The sequence below is a fragment of the Rohdeia mirabilis genome, assembly GCA_007750655.1.
In the GTDB taxonomy this organism is placed as follows: Bacteria; Planctomycetota; UBA1135; order UBA1135.
The window spans coordinates 419,505-437,157 of the sequence record CP036290.1 but is presented as its reverse complement, the minus strand read 5'-3'; the positions used below and the strand labels follow the sequence as shown (position 1 = coordinate 437,157).

Here is a 17,653-nt window from a genome sequence, read left to right as displayed (position 1 = left end):
GCGAATCGCAGCGTCTCGGCGCGGCAGGTGGCACTTGCGTGCCTGACGCCGTACCGGACGCCGTACCGATCACCCCACCGCGATCTCGTGGGCCTCGCCGGCGCCGCGCGGAGTGCGGATCGAGGTGACGAGCTCCTGGACCGCTGCGGGCGGCGGCGGGGTGAAGCGCGCGACCACGAGGGCCACGACGAAATTGAGCGCCATCCCGACCGTGCCGATCCCCGTGGGCGAGATGCCGAACAGATGGTGTTCGGCCGAGTCGAGCTCGGGGTGCACGAACTTGAACCAGACGATGTAGCTGGCCGTGAACAGGAGGCCGACCACGAGCCCGCTGATCGCGCCTTCGCGGTTCATGCGCCGGGAGAAGATGCCCATCACGATCGCGGGGAAGAACGACGCGGCCGCCAGTCCAAAGGCGAACGCCACGACCTCGCCGACGAAGCCCGGCGGATCGATCCCCAGGTAGCCCGCGACGCAGACGCCGACCGCCGCCGCGATGCGCGCGGCCCACAGCTCGCCGTGCTCGGTGATGTCGGGGCGGAACGTGCGCTTGAGCAGGTCGTGGCTGATCGACGTGGAGATCACGAGCAACAGGCCGGCCGCGGTCGACAGCGCCGCCGCCAGCCCACCCGCCGCCACCAGTCCGATCACCCAGGGCGGCAGGCCCGCGATCTCGGGATTCGCGAGCACCATGATGTCGCGATCGACCACGAGCTCGTTCTGGATCGGCGCGCCGCTGGCATCGACCGCGTTCGGCCCCACGTACTGGATCCGCCCGTCGCCGTTGTGGTCGGTGAACTCGATCAGCTTCGCCGTCTCCCAACTGCGCACCCACTCGGGCCGCTCGGCGTAGCTCTTCTCGGACACGCTCTGGATCAGGTTCGTGCGCGCGAAGACGGCCACGGCCGGCGCCGTCGTGTAGAGGATCGCGATGAACAACAACGCCCAGCCCGCCGAGATCCGCGCGTCCCGCACGCGCGGCACCGTGTAGAAGCGGATGATGACGTGCGGCAGACCCGCCGTCCCGACCATCAGCGCCAGGGTCGTGGCGAAGATCTCGATCGTCGGCTTCGCCCCTTCCGTGTAGAGGTGGAAGCCCAACTCGCGGTGCAGTCCGTCGAGCTTGTCGAGCAGGAAGGTGCTCGTGCCGACCTCGGTGCCGCCGAAGCCGAGCTGCGGGATCGGCGTTCCGGCGATCTGCAGCGAGATGAAGATCGCCGGCACCATGAACGCGAAGATCAGCACGCAGTACTGCGCCACCTGGGTGTAGGTGATGCCCTTCATGCCGCCCAGCACCGCGTACACGAACACGACGCCCATGCCGATCAGGACGCCGGTCTCCACGTCCACGCCCAGGAAGCGGCTGAAGACGATCCCCACGCCGCGCATCTGCCCACCGACGTAGGTGAACGAGATGAAGATGGCGGCGACGACGGCGACCACGCGCGCGGTGCTGCTGTAGTAGCGGTCGCCGATGAAGTCGGGCACGGTGAAGCGGCCGAACTTGCGCAGGTACGGCGCGAGCAACAGCGCCAGCAGCACGTAGCCACCGGTCCAACCCATCAGGTAGACCGAACCGTCGTAGCCCGCGAACGAGATGATCCCGGCCATCGAGATGAACGACGCCGCCGACATCCAGTCCGCCGCCGTCGCCAGTCCGTTCGCGAGCGGCGGGACTCCGCCACCGGCCACGTAGAACTCGCCCGTCGTGCCCGCGCGCGAGCGCACGGCGATGAAGATGTACAGCGCGAAGGTCGCGCTGACGAACACGTAGGTCCAGGCCTCGGGGTTCATTCGTCCACTCCGAAGCGCCGGTCGAGGCGGTTCATCCACCAGGCGTAGACGAAGATCAACGCCACGAAGACGTAGATCGAGCCGGACTGCGCGAACCAGAAGCCGAGCTTGAAGCCGGTGCCGGGCAGGCGAATGGCGTTCAGCTCGTCGACGAACAGGATGCCGCCCCCGAAGGACACGGCGAACCAGATCGAGAGCAACAGCGCGACGCAGCGCAGGTTCGCGCGCCAGTAGTCGGCGAGTTGGGCGCCGGTCGCGTCGGGGCGGGGTTCCAGGGACATGCCCGCGAGCCTACCGATCGGTACGGCGTCAGGCACGAAAGTGCCACCTGCCGCCACGTCGCTGCGATTCGCAGCGACGTGGCGCGGCAGGTGGCACTTTCGTGCCTGACGCCGTACCGATCACTTCGCCCACTTCGCGAGTGCCTCGGCCTCGCGCTCGCGCGTGATGCCCCAGCGGCGCGCCCGCTGCTCGTCGGACATCCCGTCCCAGGACTCGAGCGTGGCCGTGACGGTCTCGGCCAGCGGGCGCGACGTCAGCCCCGCCTTCCAGGCCTTCGATCCGTCCATGCGGTCGATGCCCATGCCGCCGGTCCACATGGGCATGTCCGACCAGGGCTGCACGCCGAGCTCTTGCAACCCCTCCATCGGCACCCAGGTGAAGCGCGCGTCGCTCTTGCAGGCCGCGCGACAGCCGTAGACGAGTCCCGCGATCGTCTGTCCGTACTCAGGGCCGACGGCGTTGTAGATGCCCATCAGACCCTCGTCGCACGCGCGCACCATGAAATCGGCCAGGTCGCGCACGTCGATGTACTGCACCGGGTCGTCGAGCTGGCCCGGCGCGAGGACCTCCCCACCGTCGCGCACGCGCACGGGCCAGTAGGTGAAGCGGTGCGTCGGATCGCCCGGGCCCACGATGAGTCCGGGCCGCACCACGTGCACGCGACCGGGCATCAGCTCCTCGGCCACCTGCTCGCAGAGCGCCTTCAGCGCGCCGTAGTACATGTTGACGTTCTCGGACGTCTCGTCCTCGACCGTCGCGAGCTCCGCCGATTCGTCCTGGTCCGGCTCCTCCATGCTCGCGTAGACCGAGACGGTCGAGACCAAGAGGTACTGCCCGATCCGATCCTTCAGCAGGTCGACCGAAGCGCGCGCGATCCGCGGCACGTAGGAGCTGGTGTCGATGACCACGTCCCAGCGCCGATCGCCTTCGAGCGCCTTCAAGCCGTCGCCCTTGTCGGGATCGCGATCTCCCTCGAGCTTCTCGAGGTCGGGGAACAGATCGGTGTTCGTGCGCCCGCGGTTGAACAGCGTCACCTCCCACCCCTTGGCGATGCAGGCACGCACCGTGTGCGGACCGAGGAATCCGGTGCCGCCGAGGACGAGGACCTTCTTCCTCGTGCCGCCGCCGCTGGAGGCGCGTCCACCCTCCTGAGCGCGGGCGGCGGGCGCTCCACCGAGACCGAACGAAGCGAAGGTGGCGGCGGAAGCGGCGGCGGCGACGAACTGGCGCCGACCGACGCCCGACGAGTGGACGGGAACGTGCTGCATGGAGGAGGTGGGACGGGTCGGCGTGGGGAACCGACGGGGAGGGAACGTGGGAGCGGCGAAGTGGCCGCGGGCCGGAGGGGGGGGAGCGAGAGACCGAGGTGGACGGACGGGCGCCGAAGATCCTGCGACTTCGTAGCGTCGGCGCGCCATGATGCGCGCGAGGACGCCGCCACCGTGAGTGGTCGAACGCGCTCTGAGTGCGCGGCACGCCGAGTTCCATGCGCGAATTCCACGGCTCTCCTCACCCGAGCGACTCCATCCACCGCGCCGACCTTGACCTCACTCACACCGCTCGCGCCCCGCACCCCCGCCGCGAACCCCACGCCGAGTGAACGAACGCTGGGTCTGTGGCTCGCGCTCGCGCACTTCCTGCTGCTCGGCGGCTACTACGCGATGCGGCCGGTGCGGGACGAGGTCGCGGCGAACCTGCGCGCGGTCGAGAGCGACATCTCGATCGGAGATCTGTGGACGGCCGTCTTCTTCGTGAACCTGGCCCTGGCGCCGATCTACGCCGCGTTCGTCAGCTCGAGCTCGCGGCGGCGGCTGCTGTCCTCGGTACTCGGGTTCTTCGCTCTGTGCGCGGTCGGTTTCGCGATCGCGTTCGAGCGCACGAGCGGTGAGACGCGCCTGTGGGCCGACCGCGTCTTCTACGTCTGGGCCAGCGTCTTCGTCATGTTCGTGATCAGCTCGTTCTGGAGCTTCGCGAGCGACCTGTGCTCGATGGACCGCGCGAAGCGGATCTTCGGACTGGTGGCGGCGGCGGGCACGGCGGGTCAGATCCTCGGCTCGACGGTGACGCGCGAGCTCTCGTCCGACGATGTGCGCGCGAGCGTCATCCTCGTCGTCGTGGTCGCGCTGCTGGTGGCGGCTGCCTTCGTCCTGTGGTGGATCGACCACGCGTTCGGTGCACCCGTCCCGGACGCCGGCGGATCGAACGCCGCAGCGCGAAAGAACCAGGACGAACGCATCGGCGGCACCTTCCTCTCGGGCTTCACCGCGGTCGTCAACTCGCCCTACCTGATGGCGATCAGCGGCTTCCTGCTGCTGATGACGATGTCCTCGACGGTCTTCTACTACGTGCAGTCCGATCTGGTCGGAGCCGCGTTCGACGATCGCAGCGAGCGCACCGAGTTCCTGGCGAACCTCGACGTGTGGACGGGATGGATCACGCTCGCGCTGCAGGGCGGCGTGGTCGCATTCCTCATGCGTCGCATCGGTCTCGGTCTGACTCTGGCTGGGTTGCCGCTCGTCGCGCTGATCTGCGTCGGCGCGGTGTGGACGGCCTTCGACGGCGCCGACGCGAATCTATTGGGCGAGGTCGCGACCGCGAACCTGAGCCTGCTCGCCATGGCTCTCGTCGCCCAGCGCGTCGCCCGCTACGCCCTGGCGAAACCGGCGCGCGAGACGCTCTTCACGCTCGTGTCGCGCGACGAGCGCTTCAAGTCGAAGAACTTCATGGACACGGCCGTGTACCGCGGCGGCGACGTCCTGTGGGCGCGCGTCTTCGAGTTGTTGATGGGCGCCGGCCACGCGCTCGCGAACGTGCTGGCGATGGCACTGCCCGCGCTCGCGCTCTGGGGCGTCGGGGCGGTCGCGCTCGGTCGCAGCGCCAAGCGCCGTTCCGACGGCTGACGGCGCCGCGCATCAGTACAGGTGGACGAGGCGCGCGTCCTCGACCCGGTCACCGGCCGGATCGGCGACCTCGAGGTGGCCGACGTCGAGGGTGGACAGCAGCAGCGAGTCCGGGTGAGGCGCGCGGACGTCGGGCCCGGCCGTGAACGGGAGCGTGTCGGGGCGGGCCGGCTCGTCGTTGGGGCGCGACGGACGCGCCGCGATCGATCCGCGCACGCTCTACGAGAAGCTGCGCCGCTACGACCTGCGCAAGGAAGACTTCTCGTGAGGGAGCTGGGATCGCTACCGTGCGCCGATGAGCACCGGAAACGACCCCGCGACGAGCCCGAACGCAGCCGGATCGAAGAAGACCCTCCTCGACCGCATCGAGCGCGTCGGCAACGCCCTGCCGGACCCGATGACGCTCTTCGTGATCGGCACGGTGATCGTGTTCGTGGCGTCGTGGATCATGTCGGGAACGGGCTACGAGGCCCGACTCGAGATTGCGGGCAAGGAGGGCACCGAGCCGAGGGTCTTCTCCGCGGAGGCCTGGAACCTGGCGTCGCAGGACGGCTTCCGCTGGCTGCTCGACAACCTGATCACGATCTTCACGGGCTTCGCGCCGCTGGGCCTCGTGCTCGTCGCGGCCATCGGCATCGCGATCGCGGAGAAGAGCGGACTGATCGCGGCGGCGCTCAAGCTGATCCTGCTGGTCGTACCCGCGAGCCTGTTGACGCCCGCCACCTTCTTCGCGGGCGTGATGAGCTCGATGGCGGTGGACGCGGGCTACATCGTCCTGCCGCCGCTGGCCGCGGCCGTGTACCGCGCGGTCGGTCGGTCGCCGCTGGTCGGCCTCGCCGCGGTCTTCGCGGGCGTCGCGTCGGGCTTCAACGCGAACCTCTTCATCACCGGCCTCGACCCGATGCTGGCCGGCATGACGCAGGAGGGCGCGCGGATGCTCGACTCCGACTACGTCGTGAACCCGGCCTGCAACTGGTGGTTCATGATCGCGTCCACCGCGCTCGTCACGGCGGTCGGGTGGCTGGTGACGGTCTGGATCGTCGAGCCGCGCCTCGCCACGAAGTCGCCCGAGGAGGGCGGCCCGGGCGTGCCCGACGGCGAGCAGGCCCTGTCGATGCAGCTCGAGCCGGCCGAGAAGTCGGGCCTCGTCGCCGCGCTCGTAGCGTCGCTGGTCACGCTCGGCTTCCTCTTCGTGATGTACTTCGCGCCCTGGGGGTTCCTGTACGACCCCGAGGGTTCGATCGGAACCGGCGAGGGCCAGGTGCCGTTCCCCACCTGGATCCGCAACCTCGTCCCGCTGCTGCTGATCCTGTTCCTCGTGCCCGGCCTGGTGTTCGGCTACGTCACCAAGTCGATCCGCTCCGACCGCGACGTGGTGCGGATGATGACCGAGTACATGGAGGTACTCGGCAACTACATCGTGCTGGCCTTCTTCGCGTCGATCTTCGTCGCGGCCTTCGGCAAGTCCGAGCTGGGCAAGATGGTCGCGATCGACGGCGGCGCCTTCCTGCGCGACCTCGGGCTGTCGTCGTCCGCGATGATGATCGCGTTCATCGTCCTGATCGCCTTCCTCAACCTCTTCGTCGGCTCGATGTCCGCGAAGTGGGCGATGCTGTCGGTGGTCTTCGTGCCGATGTTCATGACCGTCGGCATCAGCCCGGAGCTGACCCAGTCCGCCTACCGCATCGGCGACTCGGTCTCGAACTGCATCACGCCGCTGAACAGCTACCTGATCATCGTGCTGGTCTACATGCAGCAGTTCGCGAAGAAGTCGGGCATGGGCTCGCTGATCGCGTTGATGCTGCCCTACTCGGTCGCGCTGTTGATCGCCTGGTGCGCGCTGCTCGCGATCTGGATCGTGCTCGGCCTGCCGCTCGGCATCGACGGCGGGCTCGTGTACGAGTTGCGCTCGCAGGGTTAGTTCGGGGAGCGCCCAGGTCGCGAACCGCCAACGGCCGGATCAGATGATGGTGAGCGGGACGGAGTTCGAGACGAGCGTCGGCTGGGCGATCGGCTCGAACTCGAGGGCGATGAACGCGTGGTGCAACGTCAGGCCGACGAAGGACGGGTCGAGCGGAGGCAGCACGACTCGCGAATCCGCGCGACCGTACGCGTCGAGGACTCCGAGCCAAGGACGCAACGGTCCTCCGCACGTGTCGATGATCGCGCGGGTGTACCCGTCGTTGGCCAACGGCAGATCGGTGGGGAGACCCGGCACCGACGTGGGCCCGGTGCCGCTCGCACTCCCCAGGAGGATGAAGAGGTCGAAGGCGTGCTCGGGGCGTGCGCGCAAGAAGAGCTTCTGGGCTCCCCAGGTCCCGGCCTCGAGTGCCGTCCGGCCCCGCTGGAGATGGCGCAGGCGGAAGACGCCGGTCGGCCCGCGATCCCCCATCAAGATCGTGTCGCCGGTGAGGACGACGTGGTGCCGGTCGTTGGACAGCGCCAGGCCCACCGTGTCGGACGCGCCACGGAACTGGTCCACCCAGACACCGTCGGGCGCCCGTTCGAAGACGTGGACCGAGCCCCGGGTGCCGAACTCGAGCACGTCGCGGTAGTCGCCGACCGCCAGCCGGTCGCCTTCGATGTCCACGGCGCTCCCGAAGCCACCGAGCCCGTTGGGAACGCTCGGCTCCACGAGCGCTTCCAGTTCCCAGACGCCCTCGACGAGTTCGAAGACGAGCGCACGACCGATCGGATCCGGCGCTCCGACGGGGGCGGCGCGGAAGCTGCCGACGGCGATCCGATCCCCGTCGAGCGCGACGCTCCGCGCGAACCGGTCGCCGTCACCGGGAGCCGCGGTCGGATCGAGCCGCGCCGTTCCGAGCCAGGTGCCGTCGGTCTGGCGGTCGAACACGTACACCGCTCCGTCTCGATCGGACTCGACGTACTCCTCGGGCGCGGCCACGGCGATGCGGTCGTCGCCCAACTCGAACCGGCGTCCGAACTCGTCGCCTTCGCTCGGGGCGGTCGCGGTCAGCGTCGCGACCGGGGTCCAGGTTCCCTCGGAGCGTTCGAAGAGGTGGACAGCGCCTCCGGCGATTCCGGTCCCGCCGTCCTCGTCGATCGCACCGACGGCGAGACGATCGCCGCGCAGGTCCACCTCGTAGCCGAACAAGCCGTCGACCTGCGCGTCCGGAGAGACGAACTGGGTCGCGAGCGTCCAGAGGCCGCTCTGACCTCGTTCGTAGACCATCACCTTGCCGGTGTACTGCCCCGCCGTGCTGTCGTAGGGCACGCCGAGAGCGATGGTGTCGCCATCGATCGCGATACAGATTCCCTGCCCGTTCGAACCCGTAACGGACTGCTGGGGCACGAACTCGGGCTGCACGGCGTCGGGCACCCAATCGCCTTCGGCGTTCCGTTCTGCGACGAGGACTCGAACGCCCGGTCCGCCTTGAGCCGTCGTGACGACGACGGTCGTGCCGTCGGAGTCGATCGATCGGGTCTGGATGGCGCCGAACTCGGGCCGGAAGAGCAGGTCGTCCTCGGTCGCGTACTGGGCAGCAGCGGGTGCCGCGAAGAGGGCGCTGGCCACTGCGAGGAGTGACCGGCCGATGACGAGTCGAAGGTGCGCGTGCATGGAGATCGGGGGTGCGAGCGGGCGCGTCCGGAAGCGGATCCGCCTCACCCTACTCTACGGTGGGTGCTCGAGGCGCACCGGCCCGAGGCCCGCGAACGTGGCGCGAACGTGGCGCGAACGGCAGATTCAACGGGCTTGGCGCGATCGGACGTGCCTCGAGCCGGGCGTTCACCGCGCCGCGTACCTCACGACGAGGCGCGGCGCGCGATCGGGATCGCCGGACTCGCGCGAGTACAGGTGCAGGATGCGCGTGGACTCCTCGCGCTCGCTCTGCAGCCCGATCGACACCGTCCCGTCGCCGTCGAGGGCGTCGAGCACGGCCGCGGTCACGTCCCAGCGCAGCGCGTCGCGACCGAAGTGCGCGTCGAGGCGCTCGCCCAGCGCCGGCGCGCTCGCCCAGGTCGCCGTCGCCTCGTTCCAGCCGTCGTCCTGCACCGCGTGCGCGGCGTAGGGCGTCGTGCGCGCGAGCGAGCCGCCGACCGGTGAGTGGGCTTCCAGGAAGACGCGCTCGATGGCGCCGGTGCCGCGCAGGGCACCGACCTCGAACTTCAGGTATGCGACGCGGTCGAAGTCGGCGTTGCCGTCCGACTTGACGATCAGGCGCGGCTCGTCGCCGTAGCTCGTGAGAGCGTGGACGCCACTGCGCACGTAGGTGTCGGCGACGGGCGCGAGCGCCGTGTTCTGGTCGGCGACGAGGACCGCGGCGGGCAGCGTCGGGTGTTCGCGAGCGGCGAGGTGCACGTGCTCGCCGGGACCGCGCACGAGACCGGACAGCTCGAAGGTGATCCGCTCGCCGCCGTTCGCGAGCTCGGCAGCGATCGCCTCGGTGACGTCGATCTCGACCAGACCCGCGGTGCCGCGCACGATGCGTCGGCCGCTGAAGGTCGGGCCGACCGGCAACGGCCGATCGTCCCAGGCAAGTCCGGTCTCCGCCCAGACGTCCTGGGCGCAGCGCGTGACGCCGAGATCCGCCGCGCCGAACTCCGCGCCGACGTCCGCCAGGGCCAGGCGCAGCACGACCCGCTCGAGCGCGCCGCGACCCTGCAGCTCGGCGAGGTGGAAGCGCACGAACGCGAGTTGGGTGCCGAGGCCGCCGCCGCTGGCCCGGACGGACAGGGTCGTGGCGTCGGGTGCGGCCGTGAGGACCGACGAACCTTCGGCGACCCAGGTGTCGCGCTCGGTCTCGATGCGGGTGCGCGAGACGACTGGTTCGTCGCTCGGCCGCGCGGCGAGGACGCCCGAGAGGTCGACGCTCTCGACGTACAGGGGCGACGTGTCCCCGAGCGTCAGGACGCGCTCCTGGAAGAAGCCGTCGAGCACCGACTCACGGACGAAGCGCACGAGGTCGCCCTGGAACGAGCTGCCGTAGACCGTCGCGCCCGAGTACGCCGTGGACCAGTCCAGGAAATCGGCGCCCTCGGACGCCACGTCGACGCGCATGTCGCCCGCGGCCACGTAGGCGAGCACGAGCGTGCCGTTCGGACCCGTGAACAGCTTGGGTCGGTTGCCCATGGTCGTGAGCGCCGACGTCCGCCACTCGCCGTCGGCCGCGAGCCAGTAGTGACGGTAGTGGCTGTTCCAGACGCTGCCGTAGCTGACGACCGTGGCGGGCGTGTCCTTGTGGTACATGACCACGTGCACGTTGCCGCGGGCGTCCACGACGTGCCCCTGGTCGTTCATCAGGCCCCACTCGGCGCCGAGTTCGACACCGACGATCCCGGGCGTCGCGGCGTCGATCACCTGGCCCAGACCTGTGTCCGCGACGAGTTGGTGCGCGCCGTTGAACCAGCGCACGCCGCCGTCCTCGGAGTACGCGTAGCAGATGTCGCGGTTGTAGCGGATCGGCGCCTTCTCCCTCCACGTCCAGGTCGCGTGCAGCGTGCCCCGGTCGTCGTAGTCGATGCGGTTGAAGTACGGGTTGCGCGACGAGGACGCGCCACCGAGCGGATCGCTGTGCGGGCCGGTGCGTTCGATGAACACGCGGTCGTTCGACCACGTGCCGGTGGCGCTGTCGTAGTCCGCCATCCGGGCGCGGCCGTCCCCGCTCGAGAACTCGCGGTAGACCAGGTGCAGGTCACCGGTCGGCGTCGGGACGAAGCGCGGGTACGTGACCTTCGTCATCGTGCCGAGCGACGGATCGAGAGCGTCGAGGATCGGCCCGAAGCCCGTCGCGCTCCAGTCCGCGTTCACCGGGTCGGTGGCGAGCCCCGGGACCGACCGGCGGTAGTTGAGGTCGTCGCCGTGGTGGTCGAACGCCAGGTGCAGCGTGCCGTCGCCCGGACAGATTCCGACGTTCACGGTGTTGTGCGCGTCCTCGCCGGGGATCGCGTAGTCGTCGAACGCGAGGATCTGCCACGCGCCGGCGTCCACCGCGCCCCCGAGGTCGCGCCGCGCCACCGCGAGCCGCCGCTGCGCGTCCCAGTAGGCCACGTACTGCCAGCCGGCGTGGCTCACGATCGTGTCGTGCGCGTGGGCCGCCCCGTTGGGCAGGGACCCGAACGACGGCGCGGTGAAGGAGAACGACTGGTCGACGAAGATCTGGTCGCCGGTCGGGCTGCTCTGGCCCGGTGCGCTCGGGGCGCAGTGGACCGCGGCAACCGCCAGCAACAGCGAGAGGGTGGAGGGGCGCATCGCCCGAGCCTAGTGCGCGCCGCGCGGCCGTGGGGCGTCGAACGGGCCGGGGACCGGATCGAGGTCAGTACGAGTAGCTGAGCGACAGCGTCCCGTAGTCCACGGCCTCGCGCTGGGTCTGGAACGTATCCGTGAACAGCGTCTGCCGGTACCCGAGGCGCCAGCGGTCGTAGCGCAGCGCGACGCCGACGGACGCGAACGCCACGAAGGGCTCGGACTTGACGGACGGTCCGCTGCGGAACGCGTTGCCGTCCAGCGGGAGGTAGTTCGCGACGGCGAAGCCACCGCCGCCGGCGAACAGGCTGACCGACCAGCCGCCGCGGGGCGAGACCAACTCGAGCGCGGGATCGACGCCGCGCCGCAGGGACACGAGGCTGACGGAGTCGGGCAGGTTCCACCCGACCTCGCCGTACATCGCGCCCGCCGCGCCGGTGAAGTAGGTGCCCACGCCCGCGCCGGCGAGCGGGACGAAGCGCGCCTCGATCGCCCCCTGACGGCCGGCGTGGAGCAGCTCGTAGGCGACCGCGTAGTCCACGTTGACGACCGGCTCGTCGGGGATCTGCGTGTCCCAACCCGCGGGATCCTCGACGTCGATCAATTGGTGGACGCCGCTCTGGAGCTCCTCCCCCAGCGCGCTCGGGCCGACGAGCCCGAGCCGCAGGTTCCACGAGTGCGTCACGCGGTCGGAACGCGCGAGCAGCGTGCTGTCGACGAAGAACACGGCCGCGTAGGGCTGGTCGTCCGCGTCGGGGACCGCGACGGTGATGTCGTCGGGCGAGTACAGCTCGTGCCCCACCGACCAGGCCGCGTAGGTGTCGCAGGTGGTGTCGTCCATGGCCGGCAGGAACGACCAGAACTCGATCCAACGGCGGTAGCGGCTGTCCTCCGTGTAGGCGCGGTGCTCACCTCCGCGCCACCCGACCACGATCCCGTTCGTGTAGTTGTTGTCCGATCCGGTGAACGTGTCGTTGTCCATCGCGATCGAGACCATCTCGAGTGGGCCGTCCAGGTCGAGGTCGGGGTCGCGCGACGTGGAGCAGGCCGCGCACAGGGCGAGCGCGAGCGGCGCGAGAGCGCGGAGGCGGAGCGGCATGGAGGAGCGAGGCGAGGGGGGGCGAGCGGGGGCGAGGGCTCGGTGCGCAGGACGGTACGGCACCGAGCGGGCGACGCGAGGGTGCTGGGCGCGGGGAAGCTGCAGCACCGAGAGGCAGCGCGAGAGGACGAGCTCAGGCAACGGCGGATCGGCGCGCCACCTCCGCTGCGGGACGGGCGCACTCGCGAGCGATCGCGTGTCACTCCCGGCCCTTGTCCCGCCGCAGCTTCTTGACCCCGGAGCGGTGGCGTTTCTCGGCCACGCGCTTCGTCTTCTGCCGCTTCGAGACGCGCTTCTTCTTGCGCGGCACCGGCACCTTGTTGAGCTCGCGCAGCTTCTCGATCAGGCGCTCGAAGGCCTTGTCGCGGTTGCGCGACTGACTGCGGTCGTCGGTGGCGACGATCACGAGGCCGCTCGGCGGATGGGTCAGCCGCACGCCCGTCTCGACCTTGTTGCGGTGCTGACCGCCGGGACCCGACCCGCGCAGGAACGCGATCTCGCACACCGCTTCGAGGTGCTCGCGCGAGGTCGGGAACGGCCCCTTGGCGCGAGCGGCGCGCTCGGCGGCGGCCTCGGCCTTCAGGCGCGCGGCCTCCTCCTGGGCGGCGAGGCGCAGGGGGTCGTCGTTCTCGATCTCGTCGGTGTCCATGGTGGATTGTCGGTACGGCGTCAGGCACGCAGCTGCCACCTGCCGCGCCGAGACGCTGCGAATCGCGCCGTCGTCGGCGGCAGGTGGCAGCTGCGTGCCTGACGCCGTACCGACAATCCAGAGTATCCTCGCCGCCATGACTGGCACACCGACTCCGAGCGACGCGGCCCTGATCGCACGCTGGAAGGACGAGCCCGCACCGCTCCTCCCGCTCCTGCACGCCTTCCACGACCGCGACGGGTACGTGAGCGAGGCGGCCATGCGCGCGGTCGCGGACGGGCTGAGGACGCCGCTCGCCGACCTCTACGGCACGGTCACCTTCTACCACCACTTCGCGCGCGAGGAGGGCGGCCTCGAGCGCCCGCGCGTGTGCGACGGCCCGATCTGTCGCTGCAAGGGCTCGCAGGAGTTGATCGCCAAACTCGAAGGCGCGACGCCGATGCCCTGCGCCGGTCGTTGCGACGAGCCGATCCCCGTGCTCGTCGGCCACAGCTATCTGGTCGGCAGCGCGGACGGCACGCTCGAGGAACGGCCGACGCCCCTGCCCGCGCCGAACCCGTTCGTCGCCGCCGGCCGGTTCGAGGAGTGCTGCTTCGCCCAGATCCGCGAGCCGGGCCGCGCGACGCTCGACGGCTATCGACGCACCGGCGGCTACGCGGCGCTCGAGAAGGCCGTCGCCGACCAGGACCCCGAAGCCGTCATCGCCGAGCTCGAAGCCAGCGGACTGGCCGGACGCGGCGGCGCGGGCTTCCCCACCGGCCGCAAGTGGCGCGCGGTGCGCGACGCCGTGTCCGAACGCGGCCGCGGCCCGAAGACGATCGTCTGCAACGCCGACGAGGGCGAGCCGGGCTGCTTCAAGGACCGCGTCCTGATGGACCACGATCCGCACGCGCTGATCGAGGGCATGGTGCTGGCCGGCTTCGCGACCGGAGCCCCGCGCGGCTTCATCTATCTGCGCTACGAATACCCCCAGACCGAGGAGATCCTCGAGGACGCGATCGCCGAGGCGCGCGCCGCGGGCCTCTTGGGCGAGAACGTGCTCGGCAGCGGCTTCGCGTTCGAACTGCTGATCCGCCGCGGCGCGGGCGCCTACATCTGCGGCGAAGAGACGAGCCTCCTCGAGAGCCTCGAGGGCAAGCACCCCTTCCCGCGCAACAAGCCGCCCTACCCGGTCACGCACGGTTTCGAGGGCACGCCGACCGTCGTCAACAACGTCGAGACCCTGTGCAGCGTGCCGCCGATCCTCGCGCGCGGCGCCGCCTGGTACGCGGGACTCGGGCTCGGTGAACACAAGGGCACCAAGCTCGTCTCGCTGTCCGGCGACGTGCAGCGCCCGGGCAACTACGAGATCCCGATCGGCCTGCCGCTGCGCACGCTGCTCGACGACTGGGCCGGCGGACCGCTCGAAGGGCGCACGTTCCAGGCCGTCACGATGGCGGGTCTGTCGGGCGGCTTCGTCAAGGACCTCGACGTCACGCTCGACGAACCGTGCATGCGCGGCAGAGGCACGTTCCTCGGCGCGGCCGGCATCATGGTCTTCGACGACCGCCGCGACATGGTCGACACCGCGCGCCAGGCGATGGAGTTCTTCGCGCACGAGTCCTGCGGCAAGTGCTTCCCGTGCCGCATCGGTACGCAGCGTCTGACCGAGCGGCTGGCTGGAACCGCCGGTCCCACCGACCCCGCCGAGTGGAAGCGCGAGGTGGCCGACATCGGTCACACCATGGCCGAGGTCAGCGCCTGCGGGCTCGGGATCGCGGCCCCGCTCGTGACCCAGAGCCTGGTGCGCGATTTCGAGGACCAGGTGGACGCGGCGCTGGAACGGCGTCCGTGAGCGCGGCCACCGCGCTGCTGCGCGCGGCGCGTCCGCTCCACTTCGCGAAGAACCTGCTGGCGTTCGCGCCGCTGGTGCTCGCCCACCGCGCGGGTGAGAGCGAGCGTCTCGCGGCGGCGGCGATCGCGTTCGTGTGCCTGTGCCTCGTGGCGAGCGCCGGCTATCTCGCCAACGACCTCGCGGACCGAGAAGGCGACCGCGCGGACCCGGTGCGGCGCGCGCGCGGCGTCGCGGCCGGTGAGGTGAGCGTGCGCGGCGCGCTGGTGGCGTGTGCCGTCGCCGCGGCCAGTGGCCTCGCGCTCGCCTGGACGACGCTGCCGGGCGAAGCGGCGCGCCTGATCGGCAACTACCTCCTGCTCACGCTCGTCTACTCGTTCGCACTCAAGCGCGTGGTCGGACTCGACGTGCTCGCCCTCGTCGCGCTCTACCTCCTGCGGCTCTTCGCGGGCGGCGCTGCCGCGGGCGTTCCGGTATCGGACTGGCTGTGGAGCCTCGCGGCCGCGCTGTTCGCGAGCCTCGCGCTGTTGAAACGAGCGCTCGCCCTGCGCGCGGCGCGCGAACGCGGACTCGACGCCCTCCCCCGCCGCGGCTACCGGGTCGCGCACCTCGCCGCGGTCGAGCGCGTCGGCGTTCTGGCCGCGGTGGCGACCGTCGTCGTGCTCGCGCTGTACCTGCGCAGCGACACGATGGTGCGGCTGTACGGGTCAGGGTCGGGCAGCGCGTCGCCGTTGGCCTGGCTCGCGTGCGTGATCGTCGGCGGCTGGCTCGCGCGGATGTGGCACGTGGCCCGCGCGGGTCGGATGGGCGGCGATCCGGTGCTGTTCGCGCTGCGCGACCCGGCGAGCCTGGTGGCCGGAGCGGCGTTGGTCGGGCTGGGTGTCGCGCTCTCCGGCTAGTGGTGTGATTCGCTCTGTCGAGGCATTCCGGCGTTCCGTACGGGATGCGATGCGTGGCGCCGACGACTCGCCCTCTCTTCCAAAAGTACCGGGCTGTGATTCTCGGAGGAGGCCTGACGCAGCAGCGCGCCCGTACGGGACGAGGCCGACTTCAGGGGAAACCGTGCCCCAAGAGAGCGAATCACACCACTAGGCTGCGGCCATGAATGCATCCACGCAGCGGCGCCTCGCCATCGTCACAGGCGGCTCGCGCGGACTCGGGCTCGCGCTGCTCGAGGCCTTCGAGCGGGACGGTTTCCGCACCCTCGACCTGTCGCGCTCCGGGGCTTCGGACTCCGAGCGCGGACGGCTGCACGCGCGCGTCGATCTCGCCGATCCGGCGGCGACGGCGGACGCGGTCGCGCGCGAGATGGACGCGCTCGCCGCCGAGGCGTGGGACGAGGTGGTGTTCGTCAGCAACGCCGGCACGCTCGACCCGATCGGTCCGCTCGCCGCATCGTCGCCGGCCGACTGGCGCCGCGGCATCGACGTGAACCTGACCAGCGCGATCACGGCGATGGCCCTGTTCGTGCGCGCGTTCCAGAGTTCCGCGGCGCGCAAGACCCTGGTCAGCGTCAGCTCCGGCGCCGGTAGTCGCGGCGTGGCCGGTTGGTCGCTCTACTGCGCGACGAAGGCGGGGCTCGACAACTGGATCCGCGCGGTGGCCATCGAGCAGGAGCGCGCAGCGCACCCGATCCGCGCCGTCAGCATCCAACCGGGCGTCGTCGACACGCAGATGCAGGCCGAGATCCGCGCCAGCGACCGCGACCTGTTCGCGAACGTGGGCCACTTCGTCGAACTGAAGGAATCCGGCGCGCTGTACGCCCCCGCCGACGTGGCGCGCGCGATGCTCGCACTCGTGGCTGGCGAGTTCGAGCCCGGCGCACTGCTGCGGATCGAGCTGTGATCGCGACTCGCGCGCGCCGCTGGATGGTGCGTGGCTGGCGGCGCCGCGTTCTCGTAGCCGGAACCTGCGCGGCGATCGCGTTGAACGCCGTGGCCTTCATGCAGGCGCGCGCCATGGTCTCGTGGTCGGAAGGTGCCGAGCGGACCCGCGGACCCGAAGAGCTGTCCACGCTGGAGCGCATCGGCGTGCTCGTCACCGGGATCCAGGTTCCGCGTCCGACGAACGCGCGCACGCCGGCCGACGTCGGACTCGAGTTCGATGGAGCGAGCTTCGACAGCGCGTCGGGCGCACGGCTCGCCGCCTGGGTCCTGCCGGCCGATCCGGCGCTCGACCGCGGCGTCGTCGTGCTCTGCTTCCACGGCTACGCGGCCGCGCGCGCGAGCCTGCTCGAGCGCGCGGCGGTCCTGCACGAACTCGGGTGCACGTGCGTGCTGGTGGACTTCTTCGGATCTGGCGACTCGACCGGAACGGGCACGACGATCGGCGTCCGCGAGGCGTACGACGTGGCCGCGGCCGTCGAGTTCGCGCGGCACAGGTTCGATGGCGCACCACTGGTCCTGTTCGGCAACTCGATGGGCGCGGCAGCCGTTCTGCGCGCGGCCGGGAGACTGGGTCTCGGGAGTGGCGAGCGCGCGGTGCAGGGGCTCGCGCTGGAGGGCTGTTTCGACACGCTGGGGAACACCACCGCCCAGCGCTTTCACAGCATGGGCTTGCCCGCGTGGCCGCTCGCACCGCTCTTGGTGATGTGGGGCGGCGTCGCGGCGGACATCGACGGCTTCGACCACCGGCCCGTGGACGACGCCGGCTCGGTGACGGCGCCGACGCTGATGATCCACGCAGCCGACGACCGCCGCGTGACGGAGGACCAGGCGCGTGCCCTGCTGGAAGCCCTGGGTGGGTGGACGCGTTTCGCGCTCGTTCCTGGAGCGGAGCACGACCGTTCGTTCGAGAAGGACCCCGAACGCTGGCGCGCGGGCTTCGACGCACTGCTGACCCACGTGCTCGCGAACGGCTGAACAGCGACGATCCCTGGCGCCGCGCGGCCGGA

General features: G+C 70.5%; 14 protein-coding genes. 7 read left to right on the top strand and 7 right to left on the bottom strand.

Annotated elements, in window-relative coordinates; genetic code table 11:
- Nucleotides 1–69: 69 nt before the first annotated feature.
- The 3 genes from Pla163_RS01575 to Pla163_RS01565 all read right to left on the bottom strand — a co-directional run bounded on the left by Pla163_RS01575 (nt 70) and on the right by Pla163_RS01565 (nt 3,344).
- The gene (locus Pla163_RS01575) at nt 70–1,794 is read right to left on the bottom strand and encodes a sodium:solute symporter family protein (protein ID WP_145182551.1); all 1,725 of its coding nucleotides are present in this window, start codon (nt 1,792–1,794) and stop codon (nt 70–72) included.
- Nucleotides 1,791–2,075: a DUF4212 domain-containing protein gene (locus tag Pla163_RS01570; protein ID WP_145182548.1), complete on the bottom strand. Its 285-nt coding sequence runs from the start codon at nt 2,073–2,075 to the stop codon at nt 1,791–1,793. Before Pla163_RS01570 ends, Pla163_RS01575 begins: the two co-directional genes overlap by 4 nt.
- 120 nt (nt 2,076–2,195) lie before the next feature.
- A complete protein-coding gene (locus Pla163_RS01565; RefSeq protein WP_145182545.1) occupies nt 2,196–3,344 on the bottom strand; it encodes an NAD-dependent epimerase/dehydratase family protein in 1,149 nt (382 codons plus the stop codon).
- A gap of 273 nt (nt 3,345–3,617) precedes the next feature.
- Between Pla163_RS01565 and Pla163_RS01560 the strand changes: the two genes are divergently transcribed.
- The 3 genes from Pla163_RS01560 (at nt 3,618) to Pla163_RS01555 (ending at nt 6,897) form a co-directional block, all read left to right on the top strand.
- Entirely contained in the window at nt 3,618–4,976 is a 1,359-nt protein-coding gene (locus Pla163_RS01560) for an NTP/NDP exchange transporter (protein ID WP_145182542.1), read from the top strand.
- Between the two features lie 142 nt (nt 4,977–5,118).
- Nucleotides 5,119–5,244: a hypothetical protein gene (locus tag Pla163_RS18575; protein WP_419186199.1), complete on the top strand. Its 126-nt coding sequence runs from the start codon at nt 5,119–5,121 to the stop codon at nt 5,242–5,244.
- A gap of 27 nt (nt 5,245–5,271) precedes the next feature.
- Nucleotides 5,272–6,897, top strand: coding sequence for an AbgT family transporter (locus Pla163_RS01555; RefSeq protein WP_145182539.1), 1,626 nt, complete (start codon nt 5,272–5,274; stop codon nt 6,895–6,897).
- 39 nt (nt 6,898–6,936) lie between these two features.
- Here the strand turns inward: Pla163_RS01555 and Pla163_RS01550 are convergent, their stop codons facing one another.
- From Pla163_RS01550 to Pla163_RS01535, 4 genes are all read right to left on the bottom strand, one after another.
- Nucleotides 6,937–8,556, bottom strand: coding sequence for an FG-GAP repeat protein (locus tag Pla163_RS01550; protein ID WP_145182536.1), 1,620 nt, complete (start codon nt 8,554–8,556; stop codon nt 6,937–6,939).
- Nucleotides 8,557–8,724: 168 nt separating this feature from the next.
- On the bottom strand, nt 8,725–11,187 hold the full coding sequence (locus Pla163_RS01545; protein ID WP_145182533.1) for a BNR-4 repeat-containing protein: 2,463 nt from the start codon (nt 11,185–11,187) through the stop codon (nt 8,725–8,727).
- 64 nt (nt 11,188–11,251) lie between these two features.
- Nucleotides 11,252–12,280: a lipid A deacylase LpxR family protein gene (locus Pla163_RS01540; protein ID WP_145182530.1), complete on the bottom strand. Its 1,029-nt coding sequence runs from the start codon at nt 12,278–12,280 to the stop codon at nt 11,252–11,254.
- 199 nt (nt 12,281–12,479) lie between these two features.
- A complete protein-coding gene (locus tag Pla163_RS01535; protein ID WP_145182527.1) occupies nt 12,480–12,929 on the bottom strand; it encodes a peptide chain release factor family protein in 450 nt (149 codons plus the stop codon).
- 136 nt (nt 12,930–13,065) lie between these two features.
- On the opposite strand from Pla163_RS01535, the gene Pla163_RS01530 reads away from it, so the two are divergent.
- From Pla163_RS01530 to Pla163_RS01515, 4 genes are all read left to right on the top strand, one after another.
- Nucleotides 13,066–14,763 (top strand): NADH-ubiquinone oxidoreductase-F iron-sulfur binding region domain-containing protein, encoded by a 1,698-nt coding sequence (locus Pla163_RS01530; RefSeq protein WP_145182524.1) that lies wholly within the window; start codon nt 13,066–13,068, stop codon nt 14,761–14,763.
- A complete protein-coding gene (locus Pla163_RS01525; RefSeq protein ID WP_419186198.1) occupies nt 14,760–15,659 on the top strand; it encodes a UbiA family prenyltransferase in 900 nt (299 codons plus the stop codon). The genes Pla163_RS01530 and Pla163_RS01525 overlap by 4 nt, the downstream gene beginning before the upstream one ends.
- Before the next feature lie 202 nt (nt 15,660–15,861).
- Entirely contained in the window at nt 15,862–16,605 is a 744-nt protein-coding gene (locus Pla163_RS01520; RefSeq protein ID WP_145182518.1) for an SDR family NAD(P)-dependent oxidoreductase, read from the top strand.
- Entirely contained in the window at nt 16,602–17,621 is a 1,020-nt protein-coding gene (locus Pla163_RS01515) for an alpha/beta hydrolase (RefSeq protein ID WP_145182515.1), read from the top strand. Before Pla163_RS01520 ends, Pla163_RS01515 begins: the two co-directional genes overlap by 4 nt.
- Nucleotides 17,622–17,653 lie beyond the last annotated feature (32 nt).

Coding starts and splice junctions, on each gene's coding strand:
- Pla163_RS01575 (WP_145182551.1), bottom strand. CDS start 1,794: ATGAACCCCGAGGCCTGGACCTACGTGTTCGTCAGCGCGACCTTCGCG.
- Pla163_RS01570 (WP_145182548.1), bottom strand. CDS start 2,075: ATGTCCCTGGAACCCCGCCCCGACGCGACCGGCGCCCAACTCGCCGAC.
- Pla163_RS01565 (WP_145182545.1), bottom strand. CDS start 3,344: ATGCAGCACGTTCCCGTCCACTCGTCGGGCGTCGGTCGGCGCCAGTTC.
- Pla163_RS01555 (WP_145182539.1), top strand. CDS start 5,272: ATGAGCACCGGAAACGACCCCGCGACGAGCCCGAACGCAGCCGGATCG.
- Pla163_RS01550 (WP_145182536.1), bottom strand. CDS start 8,556: ATGCACGCGCACCTTCGACTCGTCATCGGCCGGTCACTCCTCGCAGTG.
- Pla163_RS01545 (WP_145182533.1), bottom strand. CDS start 11,187: ATGCGCCCCTCCACCCTCTCGCTGTTGCTGGCGGTTGCCGCGGTCCAC.
- Pla163_RS01540 (WP_145182530.1), bottom strand. CDS start 12,280: ATGCCGCTCCGCCTCCGCGCTCTCGCGCCGCTCGCGCTCGCCCTGTGC.
- Pla163_RS01535 (WP_145182527.1), bottom strand. CDS start 12,929: ATGGACACCGACGAGATCGAGAACGACGACCCCCTGCGCCTCGCCGCC.
- Pla163_RS01530 (WP_145182524.1), top strand. CDS start 13,066: ATGACTGGCACACCGACTCCGAGCGACGCGGCCCTGATCGCACGCTGG.
- Pla163_RS01520 (WP_145182518.1), top strand. CDS start 15,862: ATGAATGCATCCACGCAGCGGCGCCTCGCCATCGTCACAGGCGGCTCG.